Origin of the sequence: Jannaschia aquimarina (assembly GCF_000877395.1) — a bacterium.
GTDB lineage: Bacteria > Pseudomonadota > Alphaproteobacteria > Rhodobacterales > Rhodobacteraceae > Jannaschia > Jannaschia aquimarina.
This window is the reverse complement of sequence record NZ_JYFE01000016.1, coordinates 39852-59703: the sequence shown is the minus strand read 5'-3', so window position 1 is coordinate 59703 and position 19852 is coordinate 39852. Positions and strand designations below refer to the sequence as shown.

Sequence of the window (19852 nt, the reverse complement as noted above, 5' to 3'; positions counted from 1 at the left end):
GCGCAACCTCAGGTAGGTCCACATCCTGATATTTGCAAGTCGTTCGCAACAAGATGTGGGATAGACGTCTTGTTCACCTCGGATTCATATGGGATTCGGGGGGGCAATCGGGCAGGGCAGATCGACACGGCATGACGGCGCACGACCGCATTCTTTCGGACATTTTCGGCTTCGACGCCTTTCGCCCCGGTCAGCGCGACGTGGTCGAAGCCGTGGCAAGCGGGCGCGACGTGCTTGCGATCATGCCGACGGGCGGGGGCAAGTCGCTTTGCTACCAGCTGCCCGCGCTTGCCCGGGACGGGCTGACGGTCGTCATCTCGCCGCTGATCGCGCTGATGCGCGACCAAGTGCGCGCGCTGGCGCAGGCGGGCGTCGCCGCCGGTGCGCTGACGTCGGGCAACACCGAAGAGGAAACCGACGCCGTCTGGCAGGCGATCGAGAACGGAACGCTCAAGCTGCTCTACATCGCGCCCGAGCGGCTGGCGTCCGGCGGGACCGCGCGGATGCTTCGCCGCGCGGGATGCGCCCTGATCGCCGTGGACGAGGCGCATTGCGTCGCGCAATGGGGCCACGATTTCCGCCCGGACTACCTGCGCATCGGAGAATTGCGCCGCGCGCTCGACGTGCCCCTGGCCGCGTTCACCGCCACCGCCGATGCCGAGACCCGCGAAGAGATCCGCGCCCGTCTCTTCGAGGGGCGCGACGTGGTCGAGTTCCTGCGCGGCTTCGACCGACCGAACCTGACGCTCGCCTTTCAGCCCAAGGCGCAGCCGCGACGCCAGATCCTGTCCTTCGCGGCCGCCCGCAAGGGCCAGTCCGGCATCGTCTATTGCGGCACCCGCGCCAAGACGGAGAGTCTGGCCAAGGCCCTGCGCGACGAGGGGCATTCCGCGGTCCATTACCACGGCGGGATGGAGGCCGAGGACCGCCGCATCGTCGAGGCGCGCTTCAGCCGCGAGGACGGTCTGATCGTCGTCGCGACCATCGCGTTCGGCATGGGCGTCGACAAGCCCGATATCCGTTGGGTCGCCCAGGCGGACCTGCCGAAATCCATCGAGAGCTACTACCAGGAGATCGGCCGCGCCGGCCGCGACGGCGCCCCGGCCGACACGCTGACGCTCTACGGCGCCGACGACATCCGCTTTCGCCGCTCCCAGATCGACGAGGGATTGGCCCCGCCCGAACGCAAGGCCGCCGATCATGGCCGCCTCAATGCATTGCTGGGTCTGGCCGAGGCGCAGGGCTGCCGCCGCCAGGTCCTCCTGCGCTACTTCGGAGAGGACCCGGAGCCTTGCGGCAATTGCGACCTGTGCAAGGCCCCGCCGGACCTGTTCGACGGCACCACGGCCGTGCGCAAGGCCCTGTCGGCGATGCTGCGCACGGATGAACGCTTCGGCACGGGTCACCTGATCGACGTGCTGACCGGCACGCAGACCGACAAGACCCGCCGGTTCGGCCACGACGCCCTGCCCACGTGGGGCTGCGGCGCGGACCTGCCGCGCCCGCAATGGCAGGCAGTGTTCCGGCAGATGATGGGGCTCGACCTCGTGCGGCCCGATCCCGAACGCCACGGCGCGCTGCGCTTCATGGAGGCCGCGCGGCCGGTCCTGCGGGGCGAGGCCGAAGTGACGCTGCGCCGCGACACGATCCAGAAGGCTGAGCGGCGGCCCCAGGTGAGGACGCTCGTCTCCGAAGAGGACGCCCCGCTCCTGAGCGCGCTCAAGGCCAAGCGCCGCGCGTTGGCCGAAGCGCAGGGCGTGCCCGCCTATGTGGTCTTCACCGACCGCACCCTGATCGAGATGGCCGAACGGCGGCCCGTGACGCTGGACCAGATGGCGGGCATCTCGGGGGTGGGCGCCACCAAGCTGGACCGCTACGGCGCAGCCTTCCTCACCGTCATCACCGGAGAGGCGCCCGCGCCCGTGCATCCGGCCCGCGCCAAGCTGGCCGGACGGGACGCGGGAGAGACCTACGACCGCTTGCTGACCGCGCAGGCCGACCTGATCCGTGGCGAAGACGGGACGGGCAAACCGCTGAGCTGTTCCTCCGCCCTGCTGGCCAAGGTCGCGAAATGCCCGCCCGACCGTGCCGCTTTGGGCCGTGTGCTGGGCGACCGCTACGACGAGCGGTTCGGCGCTGCTTTCCTGGAGGTGCTGCGCGAAGCTCAGGACGCCTGAGCCGTCGCGTCCGCCTCCGCCGGCAATCGTCCCTCGTAATAGGACCGGAAGGCGTCAGCATCGACCTCGCCCAACCACGGGGGGCTCCAGGCCGCCGCCAGTCGCTCTTCGATCTCCGGAGAGCGGATCGGTGTCCGCCCGCCATTCGGGACCAGACCGATCTCGCCGAGATAGATCGTTTCACCCAACCGGAACATGTCCACGCGGATGAAGTCGAAATGCTGGCCCACCGCCTCGGCGGCCTCGATCATGATGTCCAAGTCGTCGGGCATCGGGACCGGGTCGCCGGTGGGGGCGTAAAGCTCGTGGGGAATGAACCGACCCTCTCGGTCGTAGAGCGTCTGGATATGGTCGCCGAACCTGTCGGCATCGTGCTGGAACAGCGCGACCCGGCCGTTGCAGACGAAGAACTTCCAATCCGCGGCGCTTTCGCCCGAAGCGGGACGCAGATCCTCTTCGAGATAGACGAACCGATCCATCGACTCGTACCACCAAAGGGCAAGGCGCGCGTTGTGGACCCGCGTCAGCCAGTCCCGCGCGGTCGCTTCCAGCCGGCGCCGGCGCCGGGGTTCCAGCGGGTAGCGGATGCACTGGTTGGTCCCGCTGCCATGGTTCGACTTGAACCAGACGTCTCCGGGCGGGAACGCCTCGTTGGCAGGCAATTCAGCCCTTTGGGATCGCCACAAGACCTTGGGTTGTCTGATCCGGTCCCGGTACGCGTCCGGAAGATAGACCCGGCTGCCGAGCTTGTCCGATGGGGACATCAGGGGAATGGGCGCGAAGAACTTGAAGAGAAGCTGGCGCTCGGTGAAGCGGCGCGGGGCGATCAGATCCGGCAGGTCGCCATGGCCCCGCCGGAAGATGCGAACCGAGGGGCCCATCGCGTCGGCCAGCCCGTCGCCGAACCGCTCGAAGCCTCTGGCATAGCCGACGGGCGTCGGCAGGCGGGTGCCGTGCAATCCCTCCTCGAAGATCCGGCGGAGCGCCGCGTCGATCGCCTCTTTGACGTTCATCCTGTCCGCGACATGGTGCCGGATCCCTTGAGCCTGCTGCGCCGAAGGATAGGTTGCCCGTAAGACCGGAGGAAGCCCATGCTGACAGTAATCTCGCCCGCGAAGCGGCTCGACCTGACACCTGTGGACCACGATCCGACGCGCCCGCGCTTCGAGGACGACACGGCGGCCCTGCTGACGACCGCCCGGCGTCAGGGCATCGGCGACCTGCAGCGTCTCATGTCGATTTCCGAGGATCTGGCGCGTCTCAACCGGGATCGCTTCCGCGACTGGGATACCGCCGAAGAGAAGCCCGCGGCCTTCGCCTTCGCGGGTGACACCTATGCCGGTCTCGACGCCCCCTCGCTGGATCGGGACGCGCTTCGGTGGGCGCAGGACCACCTCTGCATCCTCTCGGGCCTTTACGGGCTGTTGCGCCCGCTCGATGCGATCCGGCCTTACCGGCTGGAGATGGGAACGAAGCTCGCGACGCGACGGGGCAAGGATCTCTATGCGTTCTGGGGCGACCGGATCGCACGTGCCCTGAACGAGCAGGCAGAGGCCGTCGGGGCGCGATGGCTCCTGAACTGCGCGAGCCAGGAGTATTTCGGCGCGGTGGACCGCGATGCGCTGACCCTGCCGGTGATCACGCCCGTGTTCCAGGAAGACCGGCCGGGCGGCCCGAAGGTCATCTCGTTCCACGCAAAGAGGGCTCGGGGGGCCATGGCGCGCTTTGTGGCCGAGACCAGGATCGAAGACCCGGCACAATTGCGGGACTTCACGACTGGCGGCTACGTCTGGCAGCCGGATGAGTCGACCGAGACAGAGCCGGTGTTCCTGCGGAGCGAAGAGGCCGCCAGGGCCGCCTGACCGCAGGCAGGCCTTCGATTACAGGCTCAGATGCCGCGCCCGTGCGCCCCGCTCGATCGCGGCTGCGTGGAGCGGGTCGATCTCCAGTTCGTGGCGCAACTCCTGCAGCAGGCGCAACTCGGCCTGACGCAGATTGCCGTCGGCGGCGGCGACGTCGCAGGACAGCGCATAGGCCGTTTCCCAGTGGGTCGAGGGGACGGCATTGCGGACGAGCCCGATGATCGCGTCGAGGCCGTCCTCCTCCTCCAGCAGGTCGAAGACGGTCTGGCTGACGGATTGCATCCGGTCGGCGTCGTATTCGGCGAAGATGGGCAGGTGATCGACGATCTGCTCGATCGTCAGAAGCTCGGCCGTGCGGATCGTCGCATCCGAGACCGACACGGTGATCATCAACGCCACCAATGCGTCCTGGGGCGAGAAGCCCTGCTCGTTCGTGATCTCGGCCATGGCGCCCCCTTTCCCGCCGGGATTTATTGACCGTGCCGCGTTGCCGCAATAGGTGAGCGCCCTGTTTCAGCCGAAGGAAAGCCGATCATGACCGCGCTCCGCGACGCAGCGATGCAATCGAAGGCCTGGCCGTTCGAAGAGGCCCGCCGGCTGCTGAAACGCGTGGAGAAGGCGGGCAAGGACCATGTCCTGTTCGAAACCGGCTACGGCCCGTCGGGCCTGCCCCATATCGGGACCTTCGGAGAGGTGGCCCGGACCACGATGATCCGCCGCGCGTTCGAGGTGATCAGCGACATCCCGACACGCCTGATCTGCTTTTCCGACGATCTGGACGGAATGCGGAAAGTGCCGGGCAACGTCCCGAACCCCGAAGCACTGACGGAGCATTTGCAGAAGCCGCTGACATCGGTCCCCGATCCGTTCGGAACGCATGAGAGCTTTGGCCATCACAACAATGCGATGCTGCGCCGGTTCCTGGACACGTTCGGCTTTGCATACGAATTCATCTCGGCCACGGAGTTCTATCGTTCGGGTCAGTTCGACGACGTCCTGCGCCGCGCCGCAGAGCGCTACGACGATGTCATGGCGATCATGCTGAAGTCGCTGCGCGAGGAACGGCGGAAAACCTATTCGATCTTCCTGCCGATCCACCCCGAAACAGGCCGCGTGCTGTACGTCCCGATGAAAAATGTGGATTCTGCACAGGGCACGGTGACCTTCGACGACGAAGAGGGCCGCGAATGGACCCTGCCGGTGACCGGCGGGAACGTGAAGCTGCAATGGAAGCCGGATTTCGGCGCCCGTTGGGCCGCTCTCGGTGTCGATTTCGAGATGTACGGCAAGGACCATTCGACCAACACGCCGATCTATGACGGCATCTGTCGCGTCCTGGGTGGCCGTCCGCCGGAGCACTTCACTTACGAGCTGTTCCTCGACGCCGAAGGAAGCAAGATCTCCAAGTCGTCGGGGAACGGGTTGTCCATCGACGAATGGCTGACCTACGCCGCGACCGAAAGCCTGTCGTATTTCATGTATCAGAAGCCCAAAACCGCCAAGCGGCTCTGGTGGGACGTGATCCCGAAGGCGGTAGACGAGTACCACCAACAATTGCGTGCCTATCCCGGTCAGGACGACGCACAGAAGGCGGCCAATCCCGTCTTCCACATCCATTCGGGCGACGTGCCCGAAAGCGACATGGTCGTCCCGTTCTCGATGCTCCTGAACCTCGCCTCGGTCGCAGGGGCGGAGGACAAGGAGACGCTGTGGGGATTCATCCGCCGCTATGCGCCCGAAGCCAGCCCGGACGGCAACCCGCAGCTGGATCGCGCGGCGGAAGGGGCAGTTCGCTACTACAACGATTTCGTCAAGCCGACCAAAGTGTTCCGTGCCCCGACCGGGCAGGAGCGAGAGGCGATGGAGGAGCTTTGCATACGATTGCAAGAGCATGATGGCCCGGTCACGGACGAGGCGATGCAACAGATCATCTACGATGTCGGCCGCGACCGGTTCGACCCGATGCGCGATTGGTTCAAGGCGCTCTATCAGGTCCTGCTGGGTGCCGATCAGGGGCCGCGCTTCGGGGGCTTCATCGCGCTTTACGGCGTGGACGAAACGATCGCCCTGATCCGCCGCGCCCTGGCGGGGGAGCTGGCGGCGGCGTGACGCAGGGGAATTGATCCCCTCGGGCCAAGAGCTACGGTTGCCGGCAGGAGGATCCGATCCATGCGCGCCATCCTGACAGCTTTCTCCCTTGTCCTCGTCTCGCCCGCCGCTGCGGACGAGGTGGCGATCCAGGGCACGATCGACAGCCAGATCGAAGCGTTCCGCGCCGACGATTTCGCCACAGCCTTCACCTTCGCGGCCCCCGGCATCCGGAGCATCTTTCGCACGCCGGGGAACTTCGGGACGATGGTCCAGCAGGGCTATCCGATGGTCTGGCGCCCTGCCGAGGTCGAGTATCTGGGGGCCCGCGACATCGGCGCAGCCTGGGAACAGGAGGTGCTGATCACCGACGGCTCCGGGCGGCTTCACAAGCTTCTTTACCGGATGATCGAGACGCCGGACGGCTGGCGCATCGCCGGCGTGCAGCTTCTGGAGTCGAGCGCCCCGGCCGTCTGAACGGCCTACCGCACGCTGCCCCGCCCCCCTTAACCCTCCGTTAGGCGCTCGAGGCGAAGAATCGCCCCCATCGGCCGCGTGGCATTTGCCTCGCATGCCATTCGCTCACGGACAGAGGATCGCGACCCGGGACAGGCCCGGCGCGATCCTCCTTTCGTTCCAGGGGGTCCGACGAAAGGGGTTCGGAACATGAACAAGGCGATCACCGAGGGTCTGCAGCTTACGCCGGATCCGTTCATCGACGGCTTGCAGAACTGGTCGAGCCAAAACGGCCGGCATGGCGACGACAGCTACATCAACCGCTCGGACGCGGTCGTAGTGCCCGCCGATCAGGATTTCGGCGGCTGTGTCGAGATCTCCAAGACCATGTCCGTCCAGCCTCTGCGCTGGTTCACGCGGATCCCCGTGACGCCCGGCTGCTACCTGCGGGTCCGGGCCCGGGTGAAGATGGTCTCGGGTAACCTGCCCGACGTGACGGTCTCGTGTGTGCCGATCAACAGCGGTGGAGGGGTCGTCAGCGGGCTGCCCCAGGATGCGCCCGCCATCTCGCTGCGGAGCTATGGCGATGTCGTTGTGGTCGAGGGGATCCTCGGGACCGGCGCGCGGGGCGGCGTCGATCTGGCCTGGGACGACCGGGTCCGGCATGTCCATGTGGGCCTGTCGCTGACCGGGCCGACGGGCGGGATCATCCGCATCGACGATCTGGAGGTCGAAGACATCACAGGCGCGTTTCTCCGTGACCTGATCGACGTCGTGGACGTGCGCGATTACGGCGCCGTGGGCGACGGGTCCACCGACGACACCGCTGCCTTCCTTGCCGCGGACAACGCCGCCGACGGGCGCACGGTGCTTGTGAGTGCGGGCACCTACCGGCTGACGGATCATGTCACGATCGACAGCGCGGTCCGGTTCGAGGGAACGGTCACCATGCCGCGATCCAAGCGGCTTCAACTGGTGCGGAGCTACGACCTGCCCACCTATATCGACGCGTTCGGCGACGAGCAGGAGGGCTTCCAGAAGGCGATCCAGGCGCTGTTCGACTTCACCGACCACGATACGCTGGACATGATGGGCCGCCGGGTCGAGCTGACCCAGCCGACCGACGTGCAGGCGGCTGTGGGCGACAAACGGAGCTACGCGAACCAGCGCAAGATCCGCAACGGGCAGATCCACATCCAGGATGGCCCGGCCTTCAACACCGAGACCCATAGCGAAGCCTGCACCTACGACCCGGATCGCCCGAAAGAGCTGTCGGATGTCGCGAATGTCAGTGCCATCCCGGTCGGCAGCCTTGTGGTCGCGGGCCAGGGCGTTGGCCGCGAGGTCTACGTGTCCGGCAAGGACGTGGCACGCAACCGACTCTATCTGAGCCAGCCGCTCTGGGGCGCGCCGTCATCGCAGACCTATACCTTCCACCGCTTCAAATACGCGCTGGACTTCTCGGGCTTCGACAACCTGCAACGCTTCGTCCTGCAGGACATCGAATTCCTGCTGGCCGACAAGGCGAGCGGAATCCTTCTGCCCAAGGTCGGTCTGATCTTCCACGTGAAGGATTGCTTCTTCACCGGACCGAAGGACCGCGGCCTGACAAGTCATGCAGAAGGCTGTCAGGGGCTTCTGATCGACCGGTGCCAGTTCCTGTCGTCCGAAAGCGGCCAGGACGTGGCCGACCGCCATACGATCGGCTTCAACACAAACAAGAACGACACCAAGATCCGGAACAACCGCGCCGTCAGGTTCCGCACCTGGGCCGTGATGGGCGGGACGGGTCACATCGTGACCGGGAACCACTTCTTCCAGGGCGACACCGTAAGCCTTGGGCCGCGGACCGCGGGCATCGTCTTCGCGGAGCCTCAGGCGAAGACGGTCTTCTCGGCCAACTACGTGGACAATTGCTATATCGAGTGGACGAACGAGTACGACCCTGCGCCCGACTTCTCCGGAGAGTTGAGCTTTGGCGGCCTTCACATCACGGGGAACATCATCTTCTCGTCGAATGTCAGCCGGAACTACGCACCGATCCATGTCAAACCCTTCGGATCAGGTCACTATCTGAACGGCATGAGCATCACCGCGAACACGTTCAAGACGATCAAGGGGCAGGCGCTGGACCGCGTAGATCTGGTCGATACGACCCACGCGGATCTCGACTACGGCCGGTTCGTGGATGTGGCCGTGCATTCGAACACGTTCCACGGGATCGGCAAGCAGATCCAGAACCCGGTCACGGTTCCGATCGTCAGCAGCACCGGCGACACGACCTGGGACATCGACCTGAGCGATTTCCTGCCCTTCGGCGGCGAGGCGCGGGTCGTGACCGCCATCGTTCCGGAAGGGCGCATCAAGGACAACGCCAATGCAACGATCTGGGACATGCCCTATTGCGCGGGCGGGATCGGAGCGAATCGGCGATCGGTCCGCGTGAACTGGCGGGTTCCGGCCCGCGGCAAGGTCTTCGTCACGGCCCGCTGCGACGCGCCCACCTGATTGCCCTGACCGCCGAAGGGGCCATGGCGGCCCCTTCCCGAAGCATCTGGCGCGCCGTCCAGAGAGGCGGCGCCTGCCCGGCCGGACCCGATCCGGCCGGGTCCGGCAGTCCGACGATGCGCGCGATCATAAGCGCGCGGGGAAGGTGCCACCGGTTCGAGACCAGGACCGTCTGCTCCACCCCGGCCGGCAACAGGGCCAGCGCATGGGTCAGGTTGGACAGGGTGGAGGTCGAGACGGTTTCCGGCAGGATCCGGTCCATCGGGACGCCCGCCTCGTGCATCAGAGCCGCCCCGATCCGACCTTCGGCTCTGTCTTCCGGGCCGCCCCCGGTCGGAACCAGAAGATCGACCGTTCCCCTGTGAAAGAGATCCGCGGCGTGCAGACAGCGCAGTCGAAGGGTCTCCGACGGCGTCCCGTCCGGCCTGACCGCAGCGCCGAGAACGATCGCCGCGATCACGCCCGCTCCAGATCCTCGGGGGACAGGCGATAGGCCTTTCCGAACCCCCCGTTCAGGAGCGCGTCATCGACCTCGATGCGCCAGACCGCGAAGTCGGCGAAGTCGAAATAGAGCTTCGTCTTGGGGCGTTGCTTGAGCCATTCGGTCCGCAGTTCGTCCTTGGCACAGACCGCGGCCCGGCCCCGGACCGTCAGGCGCGGGTGGGTCAGCGGATCCCCCTTGGTCCCCGGATCGCCCAGCAGCGCGGAACAGCGCGGGTCGGCCCGAAGCGATTTCGCGTGATCGGACAACGATGAGACCAGCAGGGTGAGGCCCACCCCTGCGACCCAGAGGCAGGCGGCGCGGCTGACGACCGGCGCACCGTCCGTCAGCGTCCCGAGCGCACAGGACTGAGACGCCCGCAAGGTGGCGGCAAGCGACAGGGCGTCCGCGTCGACGAGGCGATAGGGATCCATCCGAAAGACGGTGAAACCTTCGGCCCCGCAGCGCAAGGCCCGCTGGACGCCCCGGGTCCGCCGTCCTAGCGTCTTTCCGCAAAGGAGACACGGAATGGCATTCGGAAAGGCGATCTGCACCTGGTTCGACGGCACCTGGCATGACGGCGACGCCATGGTCATGCGCGCGGCCGACCACGGTCTGTGGCAAGGGTCGAGCGTCTTCGACGGCGCGAGGCGGTTCGAAGGGGTGACGCCCGACCTCGACCGGCATTGCGCCAGGGTGAACCGCAGCGCCGAGGCGCTGATGCTGAAGCCGACGATGACACCCGAACGGATGGTCGAGCTGATCCATGAGGGCCTCGAGGGCTTTGCGCCCGACGCGGCGATCTACATCCGGCCGATGTATTGGGGCATCCACGGCAGCGAGCTTGGTCTGGTGCCGTCGCGCGAGGAGACGGGCTTTGCCATCTGCCTCGAGGAAGTGCCGATGTACGGCCCGGACAAGACCACGACCCTGACGACAACGCGATTTCGACGCCCGGTCCTGGAAGACAACGTGTGCGACGCGAAGGCCGGATGCCTCTATCCGAACAACGCGCGGATGCTGGCCGAGGCGCAGGCGAAGGGGTTCGGGAACGCGCTGGTGGCGGACGCCATGGGCAACGTGGCCGAGAGCGCCACGTCGAACGTCTTCATCGTGAAGGACGGTGAAGTCTTCACGCCGATTGCGAACGGGACGTTCCTGTCCGGGATCACCCGCGCGCGCCATCTCTCCAATCTGCGCGCGGATGGTGTGGATTGCCATGAGACGGTCCTGACCTTCGACGATTTCCGCGACGCCGACGAGGTCTTCCTTTCGGGCAATCTGACGAAGGTGACCCCGGTGACCGCGTTCGATGATCGTCAATATCAGGTCGGCCCGGTCACCCGACGGGTTCGCGAGATGTACTGGGACTGGGCGCTCTCGGCCTGATGCATGGTGGACAGGGTCGGGATCGGGCGTCATCCTGACGCGGGACCATCAGGCCCGGGGGGAGCATGAGAAAATTCCTCGTCGTTCTCGACGATAGCCGCGAATGCCTCAACGCCATGCGTTTCGCCTCCATGCGGGCCCAGAAGACAGGCGGTGGGATCGAGGTTCTTTCGGTGATCCCGCCGGACGAGTTCAACCACTGGATCGGCGTCGGCGACCTGATGCGCGAAGAAGCGAGGGATCGCATCGTGGCGCATTTCGAGGTCTTCGCGAAATGGATGCGCGACAAGCACGATCTCGACCCGCATCTCGTCATCCGCGAAGGCGTTCCCGTCGAAGAGATCCTCAGTCAGGTCAGGGAGGACCCGGAGATCGGCGTCCTGGTGCTTGGCGCGAGCTCCGAAAAGGGCGGGCCCGGGCCGCTCGTCACGCAGCTTTCCAAGAGTTCAGGCACATTGCCCGTCCCGATCACCATCGTGCCCGGAAACCTTTCAAAGGAACAACTGGAGGCGATATGCTGATCCGGATCTTTGCTCTTCTTCTGATCTTGGCCGCCCCGTCCGCGATGGCCCAGGGCTTCGATGGTCGTGACCTACCGCCCGCCGATGTGAGACGTGTGCAGGCCGCGCTGGCTTATTCGGGCGACTATACCGCATTTCTCGACGGCGATTGGGGGCGCGGGACGCAAAGCGCGCTGGAAGAGTGGTCGCGCCGCGAGACGGGGCGTGCGCCGAACCGACGCGCGGTCGCTCGGCTGATCCAGGACTTCGAAGCCGAACGGGTTTCGGGAGGGTGGCGCCAGATCTGGCACGAGGACGCACGGATCTCTCATCTGCTGCCCGAAGCCCTGCTCGAGCGCCGGAATACGCCCGGAGAGATCCGCTACTCGTCTGCCGATGGCGGCCTCGTGGTGCGTTTCCAGCAGGATCCGTTCCTGCCGGAAGACGTCCACGACGCCTTCCGAGATGCGATATCGGGCTCGCCTTACGAAGCGCGCCGCAGCGACAGGCTGATCACCTCGGGGCGGTTGCGGCAAGGCGTCAGCGCCTATGTCCGCTCCGACCGGGAGGGCGTCCGGTGGTTTACGCATGTCATCATCGCGGACGATGCAAATGCGGGGCGGATGCGCCTCATCGCGGCCTCCATCGCGCGGGAGCGTCAGCCGTCGCTGGCGCCGCCGCCGGGCCGCGACGTGTCGGAGCGGATCGAACCGCGCGAGCAGCCTTCCGGACCGCCACAAGGTCCGCGCCGCGTCACGATCGAGGAAGCCCTGGAACTGGTCCTGCGGAACGCGGTCCGCAACCGGCGCGACGAACGGCCGGCCGCGCGAGATGACGAGGCGCGGACCGGGGTCGCGACCGCGTTCAGGGTCAACACGACGGACCTCGTGACGAGCGCGGCGGCCGTCGAACGCTGCGACCGGCGGATCGAGTCCCATCGCGGCACCGCGCTCTCGGTCCAGTTCGTCGACCGCGACCTCGGGATCGCGGTGGTCTCGCAGGCCGGACGGGGAGAGAACTGGATCCCTGTCGCGGCGCAGACGTCTCTGAGGCGGGGAGCGGAAGTCCGGCTTGCACAGCGTCGCGCCGAACAGGGAGTGCGCCTTTCGCGGACCGCGTTGACGGAGCCTGCCAGCGGCACGCGCACGGCCTTCCGGCGCGGGGACGAACGGCGCATTGCCGGCACCCCTCTTCTGGACGCATCGGGACGGGTTGTCGCGATGGCCTTGGGCGGGCGGTCCGGGGATGCGGTCCCGGCCTCCGCCTTCGCGGACCGGCTGATCGAAGCGCGGGTCCCGTTCTACGAGGGCGTGGTCGAGATCCCGGGCAGCGAAGAGGGCGACACACGGCTCGGCTGGTCTCTGATCACGATCCGCTGCGCTGGCGACTGACGCAGTTTAGAACCGTTCCAGATCCTTGACACTCAACCCGGCGCCGCGCACATAGAAGGTCCGCAGCCGGAGGGACGCACCATGTTCATTCAGACCGAGACGACGCCGAATCCAGCAACTCTCAAGTTCCTGCCCGGCCAGACCGTTCTCGACGCGGGGACGGCGGACTTCCCCACCGCCGACGCGGGTGCGCAAAGCCCTCTCGCGAGGCGTATCTTCGCCGTCGACGGTGTCACGGGTGTCTTCCTCGGGAACGATTTCGTGACGGTGACCAAGACCGACGGCACCGAGTGGGATCACGTCAAGCCGTCGATCCTCGGCGCGATCATGGAGCATTTCCAGTCCGGCGATCCGGCGATGGAAGGCGAGGCGGAGGCCGCGCACGGCTCAAACCATGACGAGGCCGACGAGGAAGTGGTCGGCCAGATCAAGGAACTTCTCGACACCCGCGTTCGGCCCGCCGTGGCGCAGGATGGCGGCGACATCACGTTTCACGGCTTCGACCGGGGCGTGGTCTATCTTCAGATGCGCGGCGCCTGCGCGGGCTGTCCCTCCTCGACGATGACGTTGAAGATGGGGATCGAGAACCTTCTGCGTCATTACATTCCCGAAGTGCTCGAGGTTCGCCCTGTCGGGCTCTGACCCGGGCAGCGACGCGACGTCAGACATGACCGGGCGGTGCTATTGCGGCGCCTCCAGCGTCGTCGCGACGGGCGAGCCGGAGATCGTGACCTATTGCCATTGTGCCGATTGCAGGCGCGTGACCGGCGCGCCGGTGGCGGCCTTCGCCGCCTTTCGGAGCGAGGCGGTGGATGTTCGGGCCGGTAAGCCCGTTTCGCATTCCGCGGGCGTCGCGCGTTGGTTCTGCCGGTCATGCGGCAGTCCGATGGCGGCGTGTTTCGACTATCTTCCTGGGCAGGTCTTCGTGCCAGTCGGCGTGCTGGACAAGGCCGCCGACCTGGCACCCGTCCTGCACTGCCATTCCGCCTCCGCCCTGCCCTGGCTGACGATATCCGACGATGTGCCGAGGGAAGCAGGAAGCGGACGCGCCGCCCTCGATCCTGTGAAATGAGGCGGCTCGACCTCGTTTTGGGCTTCGACACGTCCGCAGGTCATTGCAGGGCTGCCCTTGTGCACAAGGGGGAGATCGTCGCCGAAGCCCACGAAGAGATGGCGCGCGGACAGGCGGAGAGGCTGCTGCCGCTCCTCGCGGATGTGCTCCGGAAAGGTGGAGCGGATTGGCAGGAGATCGACGCGCTCGGCGTGGGGACGGGGCCCGGCAACTTCACCGGCATCCGGCTCGGCGTCGCCGCGGCGCGCGGCCTATCCCTCGGGTTGGACATCCCGGCCGAGGGCGTCTCTGCGATTGATGCGCTGGCCCTGGAGCGCGGGGACGTCACCGTCGCGCTGCCGGCACCGCGCGGAGGGCTCCATTTGGGGCATCGAGGCCACGTCGTATCGCTCTCGGCCGGAGATCCATGGCCAGAGGGCTGGCCGACCCGCGTCGCCGGACCGGGTGCAGAACGCCTCGACGGGGTGGACTACGTCGAAGCCGCGCCCCTTGCGGCGTCGATCGCACGGATCGCCAGCGCGCGCGCCGGACCGGGAAGGCCCCGGCCCGCGCCGATCTACCTGCGAGCCGCCGATGCTGCGAAGCCCGCGGACCGACCACCGATGATCCTGCCGGGCTGACCATGCGGCAATCAAATTCGTGGCGTCCGGCCTCGAAGATGTGCACAATGGGAGGGCAATGAACGACCTCAGTGCAGACCGGCTTGCGGCCATCCATGCACGCGCCTTCGATGGGCCGGCCCGCTGGTCAGCACCGTCCTTCCGGAAGGCGCTCGCCGACCCGGCCTGCTTCTTCATATCGGAAAGCGACGCCGCCGAGGGATTTGCCCTGGGCCGTGTCGTCGCCGACGAATGCGAGTTGCTTACCCTCGTTGTCGATCCTGAGTTCCGCCGGCGCGGGATCGCCCGTACGCTTCTGCGGTGTTTCGAAACCGAGGCGCGTCGGCGGGGTGCCACGCGAATGTTCCTCGAAGTCGCCGCCGATAACCACTTCGCCCTCGCGCTTTATGAAGGCGCCCAATGGAGTGCGGTAGGTCGTCGGCCTGCCTATTACGGCGACGTCGACGCCATCCTGATGGAAAGGACCCTGCGTCAGACCCAGCAGGCCGGTTGACCTTCCGGCGCCTCTGCGGCCTAGATATCGCCCATGGCCAAGGGCGTGGACTCAACCCGCCCAGTTCAACGGGAGAGATCAATGACCGCGAAGCAGACGCTTCTAGGAGCCGCCGGCGCGCTGGCCCTGACCGCCGGGATGGCGGCAGCTCAGGACGCCAATCCGGGCCTCATCATCGACCTGGGCGGCAAGTTCGACAAGTCGTTCAACGAGAGCGCGTTCAACGGGGCGCAGCGCTGGGTCGAGGAGACCGGCGGCGAGTACATGGAAACCGAGCTGGCCAACGAGGCTCAGCGCGAGCAGACGATGCGCCGCATGGCCGACCGTGGCGCGAACCCGGTCGTGGTGCTGGGCTTCGCCAATGCGTCGACGCTGGATCAGGTCGCCCCCGACTATCCCGACACCGAATTCGTCATCGTGGACATGGTCGTCGACCAGCCGAACGTGAAGTCGATCGTGTTTTCGGAGCACGAAGGCAGCTATCTTGTCGGCATGATGGCGGCGATGGCCTCGGAAACCGGGACCGTCAGCTTCGTCGGCGGCATGGACGTTCCGCTGATCTCCAAGTTCGCCTGCGGCTATGCCCAAGGCGTCAAGGCGGTGAACCCGGATGCCAACGTCATCGTCAACATGACGGGCACCACGCCGACCGCTTGGAACGATCCCGTGCGCGGCGCCGAACTCACGCGTAGCCAGATCAGCCAGGGGTCTGACGTCGTCTTCGCCGCAGCAGGCGGCACCGGTATCGGCGTGCTGCAAGCGGCAGCCGACGAGGATATCCTGTCCATCGGCGTCGACAGCAACCAGAACTACCTGCATCCCGGCGAAGTCCTGACCTCGATGGTCAAGCGGGTCGACAACGCCGTCTATGACAGCTTCGTCGCCGCCGCCGAAGGCAACCTCGAGCCCGGCATCACCGTGATGGGCCTGGAAAACGACGGTGTGGGCTACGCGCTGGACGAGAACAACCAGGACCTTGTGACCGACGAGATGCGCGCCGCGGTCGAGGAAGCCCAGGCCGCAATCATCGCCGGCGAGATCGAGGTTCACGACTATTTGTCCGATAACAGCTGCCCGGTGCCGCTTTGATGGCAGGCAACGCGGGCGAGATGCTGGTCAAGCTGCTGACGGCCTGGAACGAGGCCGATGCTGACGCCCGTGCCGACATCTTGAACGAGGCCCTCGGGGCCTCGTTCATCTACGAGGATCCGCACGCGCCAGCCCCGTTCGAGGGGCCGAACGGGATGGCGGAGTACCTGACGATCTTCCGCGAGAATCTGCCCGACGCGATGCTGCTTCCGATGGGGTCGCCTCAGGTCACGCATGGAACCGCGATCATCCATGCTCGGCTGGACCGTGACGGGACCCCGTTCGCACGCCTCAACTTCGTCGGATCCATGGGCGAGGATGGCCTGACCCGCGTCACCGGCTTCGTCGAAAGCGAATGACCTCCGCGTCCCTCGGCCCCTCCCATACGCCTGCGCTGGGCGACGAAGGTCTCGCGCTCGAATTGCGCGGCATCTCCAAGGCGTTCGGTCCGGTCCAGGCGAACAAGGATATCTCGATACAGGTCCGGCGGGGGACGATCCACGGGATCATCGGCGAGAACGGTGCCGGAAAGTCGACCCTGATGTCGATCCTCTACGGCTTCTACAAGGCCGATGCGGGCGAGATCTATATCGGCGGCCGCAGGACCGAGATCCCCGATAGCCAGACCGCCATCGCGTCGGGCATCGGGATGGTCTTTCAGCACTTCAAGCTGGTACCGAACTTCACCGTTCTCGAAAACGTGGTGCTCGGCGCCGAAGACGGCGCGATGCTTCGACCGAGCCTTGCCAAAGCCCGCAAGCTGCTGACCGATCTGGCCCATGAGTACGAGATGGACGTCGATCCGGACGCTGTGGTCGAGGACCTCTCCGTCGGGCTGCAGCAACGGGTCGAGATCCTGAAGGCGCTCTATCGCGAGGCGGATATCCTGATTCTGGACGAGCCGACGGGCGTTCTGACGCCAGCCGAGGCCGACCACCTGTTCCGCATCCTCCGCGGCCTGCGCGACCAGGGCAAGACGATCATCCTGATCACCCACAAGCTGCGCGAGATCATGGAGATTACCGACAGCGTCAGCGTCATGCGGCGTGGCGAGATGACGGCCACTGTGCAGACCGCCAAGACCAGCCCCGAGCAATTGGCCGAACTCATGGTCGGCCGGAAGGTCCTGTTGCGTGTCGACAAGGCCCCCGCCACGCCTGGCGATACCGTTCTGGAAGTGCGCAACCTCCAGGTGGTCAACAGCCAGGGCGTCGAAAAGCTGCGAGGCATCGACCTCGATCTGCGTGCCGGAGAGATCCTGGGGATCGCCGGGGTCGCCGGGAACGGCCAGTCCGAACTGCTCCAGGTGCTCGGCGGCTATGCCAGCGGCACCGGCTCGATCCGGATCAAGGGACAGGAGATCGACCTGACGGGTACGGCGTCGGATGCCCGGACCCGACGCGCGCGCGGGATCGCCCATGTTCCGGAGGACCGCCAGCGCGAAGGTCTGATCATGGACTTCCACGCCTGGGAGAACATCGCCTTCGGCTATCACGACGACGCGCGTTACGGCAGCGCCTTTCACATGGACAACGCCGCCATGCGCGAGGATTGCGCCGGCAAGATGGAGCGGTTCGACGTCCGCCCCCCCGATCCGTCGCTCGAGGCGAAGAATTTCTCGGGCGGAAACCAGCAGAAGATCGTGCTGGCCCGCGAAATCGAGCGGGATCCGGACCTGCTGCTGATCGGGCAGCCCACGCGGGGCGTCGATATCGGTGCGATTGAGTTCATCCACCAGCAGATCGTCGCCCTGCGCGACCGGGGGAAGGCCATCCTGCTCGTCTCGGTGGAACTGGACGAGATCATGGGGCTGAGCGACCGCATCGCCGTCCTTTTCGACGGACGCATCATGGGCGAGCGTCTGCCATCGGAAACGGATCAGGGCGAGCTGGGTCTTCTGATGGCGGGCATGAGTGGGGAAGCGGCATGACCGACACATTGCCGAAATGGGTCGATATCGCCCTGATCCCGCTGGTCAATGTGACGCTGGCCCTTATCGTGTCGGGCATCGTGGTCGCCCTGATTGGCGAGAACCCCTTCGAGGCCCTGCGGATCCTCGTGAACGGGGCGATCGGTTCGGCTTACGGGTGGGGCTACACGCTCTATTACATGACGAATTTCGTCTTTACCGGGCTCGGCGTCGCCGTCGCCTTCCATGCGCGGATGTTCAACATCGGCGGTGAGGGCCAGGCGGCTCTGGGCGGCCTGGGTGTGGCCCTCTGCCTGCTCTTCATCCCCTGGCCGCATTGGAGCATCGCTCTGATCGCCGCGATCTTCGGTGCGGCGCTGTTCGGTGCGGCCTGGGCGGCGATCCCGGCCTATCTGCAGGCCAAGCGGGGCAGCCACATCGTCATCACGACGATCATGTTCAACTTCATCGCCTCGGCCCTGATGGTCTACCTGCTGAGCCGTGTGCTTCTGGTGCCCGGCGCGGGAGGCTCGCCCGAGACGGCCCGCTTCGTTGAGGCCGTCCACCTGCCGAATGCAGCCACGGTGCTGCCCTTCATGGGTTTCCCGCGCTCGACGCCGCTGAACATCTCGTTCGCCGTCGCGATCCTCGCGTGTTTCTTCGTCTGGTGGCTGATCTGGCGAACCCGGATCGGGTACGAGATCCGCGCCTTCGGTCATGCCGCCCCCGCGGCGATCTATGCCGGTATCGCGCCGGTGCGCATCACCATGATCGCCATGCTCATCTCGGGCGGGCTATGCGGGATGATGGCGATCAACTCGGTCATGGGAGAGGCGGAACGCCTGGTGATCGACCCGGTCCAGGGCGCGGGGTTCGTCGGGATCGCCGTGGCCCTGATGGGCCGGTCCCATCCCGTCGGCGTCGCGCTGGCCGCGCTGTTGTTCGGGATGCTCTATCAAGGCGGGGCCGAACTGGAATTCGAGATCCCGGGCATCAGCCGCGAGATGGTCATCGTGATCCAGGCCCTAGTCATCCTGTTCACCGGCGCGCTCGACAACATGGTGCGCGGACCGCTCGAGAAAGCATTCGTCGCCCGCCGGAAACGCCCATCGAAACCCGAACCGACCACGCCCCTGGAAGCGGGCGGGCACCCCGAGCGCAAGCAGGTTGAGCCATGAGCGATCTGCTGGTCTTCCTGCCCGGTTTCGCGGCGGCCTACGCCATACAGATCGCGGGGGGGGCTTCACCTGGTCCGGCGGTCGCGATGCTTTTGGGGATCGGAACGACGCATGGTCGCCGAGCTGCGCTTGTCGCTTGTTTGGGAATTGCGACCGCCGGGGCGTTCTGGGCGTTGGTCGCATCGCTTGGGATGGGCGCTGTTCTGACACAAGCGGAATGGGCCGCGACGACGATCCGCCTTGCAGGTGCTGCCTATCTCGCCTGGCTCGCCTACGGAGCATTCCGCAATGCCTGGCGAAATCCGCCCTTTGACGAAGGGCGATCCGACATCACCGCGCGATCCGCATTTGCGCATTATCGCACTGGCCTGTTGTTTCAGCTTTCCAATCCCAAGGCCTTGGTTTTCTGGGTGGCCATCGCAGCCCTCGGCCCGACTGCCGGCGGCGGATTGGACATCATCCTGTTGTTCTGCGTAGGCGCCTACATCATCGCGTTCTCCACGCATGGCGCCTGGGCCTTCGCGCTTTCATCGCGCCCCGCGAGGAAGGCCTATGCCTCCGCACGACGCTGGATCGAAATGACACTCGGCGCGGTGTTCACCGCCTTCGCCTACCGGCTCGCCACGGAGAGAAGCTGAG

21 protein-coding genes are annotated in these 19852 nt (G+C 66.1%); 17 read left to right on the top strand and 4 right to left on the bottom strand.

Annotated features, from left to right (window positions below):
- Nucleotides 1-131: 131 nt before the first annotated feature.
- Nucleotides 132-2177, top strand: coding sequence for a DNA helicase RecQ (gene recQ, locus jaqu_RS02825; protein WP_043917422.1), 2046 nt, complete (start codon nt 132-134; stop codon nt 2175-2177).
- Here the strand turns inward: recQ and jaqu_RS20405 are convergent.
- Nucleotides 2165-3190: an ATP-grasp fold amidoligase family protein gene (locus jaqu_RS20405; protein ID WP_052500736.1), complete on the bottom strand. Its 1026-nt coding sequence runs from the start codon at nt 3188-3190 to the stop codon at nt 2165-2167. The genes recQ and jaqu_RS20405 overlap by 13 nt on opposite strands.
- A 78-nt stretch (nt 3191-3268) precedes the next feature.
- Between jaqu_RS20405 and yaaA the strand changes: the two genes are divergently transcribed.
- Nucleotides 3269-4039, top strand: a complete 771-nt coding sequence (gene yaaA, locus jaqu_RS02815) for a peroxide stress protein YaaA (RefSeq protein WP_043917421.1) — start codon at nt 3269-3271, stop codon at nt 4037-4039.
- Nucleotides 4040-4057: 18 nt separating this feature from the next.
- On the opposite strand, the gene jaqu_RS02810 is transcribed toward yaaA, so the two are convergent.
- Nucleotides 4058-4486: a tellurite resistance TerB family protein gene (locus jaqu_RS02810; protein WP_043917420.1), complete on the bottom strand. Its 429-nt coding sequence runs from the start codon at nt 4484-4486 to the stop codon at nt 4058-4060.
- A gap of 87 nt (nt 4487-4573) precedes the next feature.
- Between jaqu_RS02810 and jaqu_RS02805 the strand changes: the two genes are divergently transcribed.
- The 3 genes from jaqu_RS02805 (at nt 4574) to jaqu_RS02795 (ending at nt 9091) form a co-directional block, all read left to right on the top strand.
- Entirely contained in the window at nt 4574-6148 is a 1575-nt protein-coding gene (locus tag jaqu_RS02805) for a lysine--tRNA ligase (RefSeq protein WP_043917419.1), read from the top strand.
- A 60-nt stretch (nt 6149-6208) separates the two neighbouring features.
- The gene (locus jaqu_RS02800) at nt 6209-6604 is read left to right on the top strand and encodes a DUF4864 domain-containing protein (RefSeq protein WP_043917418.1); all 396 of its coding nucleotides are present in this window, start codon (nt 6209-6211) and stop codon (nt 6602-6604) included.
- Nucleotides 6605-6793: 189 nt separating this feature from the next.
- Nucleotides 6794-9091, top strand: a complete 2298-nt coding sequence (locus jaqu_RS02795; protein WP_043917417.1) for a glycosyl hydrolase family 28-related protein — start codon at nt 6794-6796, stop codon at nt 9089-9091.
- On the opposite strand, the gene jaqu_RS02790 is transcribed toward jaqu_RS02795, so the two are convergent.
- Together jaqu_RS02790 and jaqu_RS02785 are read right to left on the bottom strand one after the other, a co-directional pair.
- Complete coding sequence (locus jaqu_RS02790) at nt 9063-9551, bottom strand: YdcF family protein (protein ID WP_052500735.1); 489 nt, start codon at nt 9549-9551, stop codon at nt 9063-9065. The two genes, jaqu_RS02795 and jaqu_RS02790, sit on opposite strands and share 29 nt — an antisense overlap.
- On the bottom strand, nt 9548-10006 hold the full coding sequence (locus jaqu_RS02785) for a pyridoxamine 5'-phosphate oxidase family protein (protein ID WP_043917474.1): 459 nt from the start codon (nt 10004-10006) through the stop codon (nt 9548-9550). The genes jaqu_RS02790 and jaqu_RS02785 overlap by 4 nt, the downstream gene beginning before the upstream one ends.
- A 94-nt stretch (nt 10007-10100) precedes the next feature.
- On the opposite strand from jaqu_RS02785, the gene jaqu_RS02780 reads away from it, so the two are divergent.
- From jaqu_RS02780 to jaqu_RS02725, 12 genes are all read left to right on the top strand, one after another.
- A complete protein-coding gene (locus jaqu_RS02780; protein WP_043917416.1) occupies nt 10101-10961 on the top strand; it encodes a branched-chain amino acid aminotransferase in 861 nt (286 codons plus the stop codon).
- A 65-nt stretch (nt 10962-11026) separates the two neighbouring features.
- The gene (locus jaqu_RS02775; protein WP_043917415.1) at nt 11027-11482 is read left to right on the top strand and encodes a universal stress protein; all 456 of its coding nucleotides are present in this window, start codon (nt 11027-11029) and stop codon (nt 11480-11482) included.
- Nucleotides 11476-12852 carry a hypothetical protein gene (locus jaqu_RS02770; protein ID WP_043917414.1) on the top strand — a complete coding sequence of 459 codons (1377 nt, stop codon included), beginning with the start codon at nt 11476-11478 and terminating at the stop codon, nt 12850-12852. Before jaqu_RS02775 ends, jaqu_RS02770 begins: the two co-directional genes overlap by 7 nt.
- An 81-nt stretch (nt 12853-12933) precedes the next feature.
- Complete coding sequence (locus tag jaqu_RS02765; protein WP_043917413.1) at nt 12934-13494, top strand: NifU family protein; 561 nt, start codon at nt 12934-12936, stop codon at nt 13492-13494.
- Nucleotides 13495-13519: 25 nt separating this feature from the next.
- Nucleotides 13520-13924, top strand: coding sequence for a GFA family protein (locus jaqu_RS02760; protein WP_043917412.1), 405 nt, complete (start codon nt 13520-13522; stop codon nt 13922-13924).
- Nucleotides 13921-14544: a tRNA (adenosine(37)-N6)-threonylcarbamoyltransferase complex dimerization subunit type 1 TsaB gene (tsaB, locus tag jaqu_RS02755; protein WP_043917411.1), complete on the top strand. Its 624-nt coding sequence runs from the start codon at nt 13921-13923 to the stop codon at nt 14542-14544. Before jaqu_RS02760 ends, tsaB begins: the two co-directional genes overlap by 4 nt.
- Nucleotides 14545-14563: 19 nt before the next feature.
- Nucleotides 14564-15037 carry a GNAT family N-acetyltransferase gene (locus jaqu_RS02750; RefSeq protein WP_236687739.1) on the top strand — a complete coding sequence of 158 codons (474 nt, stop codon included), beginning with the start codon at nt 14564-14566 and terminating at the stop codon, nt 15035-15037.
- Nucleotides 15038-15118: 81 nt separating this feature from the next.
- Nucleotides 15119-16126: a BMP family lipoprotein gene (locus tag jaqu_RS02745; protein WP_043917409.1), complete on the top strand. Its 1008-nt coding sequence runs from the start codon at nt 15119-15121 to the stop codon at nt 16124-16126.
- On the top strand, nt 16126-16485 hold the full coding sequence (locus jaqu_RS02740; protein WP_043917408.1) for a hypothetical protein: 360 nt from the start codon (nt 16126-16128) through the stop codon (nt 16483-16485). The genes jaqu_RS02745 and jaqu_RS02740 overlap by 1 nt, the downstream gene beginning before the upstream one ends.
- A complete protein-coding gene (locus jaqu_RS02735) occupies nt 16482-18056 on the top strand; it encodes an ABC transporter ATP-binding protein (protein ID WP_043917407.1) in 1575 nt (524 codons plus the stop codon). The genes jaqu_RS02740 and jaqu_RS02735 overlap by 4 nt, the downstream gene beginning before the upstream one ends.
- Nucleotides 18053-19213 carry an ABC transporter permease gene (locus tag jaqu_RS02730; protein WP_043917406.1) on the top strand — a complete coding sequence of 387 codons (1161 nt, stop codon included), beginning with the start codon at nt 18053-18055 and terminating at the stop codon, nt 19211-19213. Before jaqu_RS02735 ends, jaqu_RS02730 begins: the two co-directional genes overlap by 4 nt.
- A complete protein-coding gene (locus jaqu_RS02725; protein ID WP_043917405.1) occupies nt 19210-19851 on the top strand; it encodes a LysE family translocator in 642 nt (213 codons plus the stop codon). The genes jaqu_RS02730 and jaqu_RS02725 overlap by 4 nt, the downstream gene beginning before the upstream one ends.
- The last annotated feature ends 1 nt before the right edge of the window (nt 19852 follow it).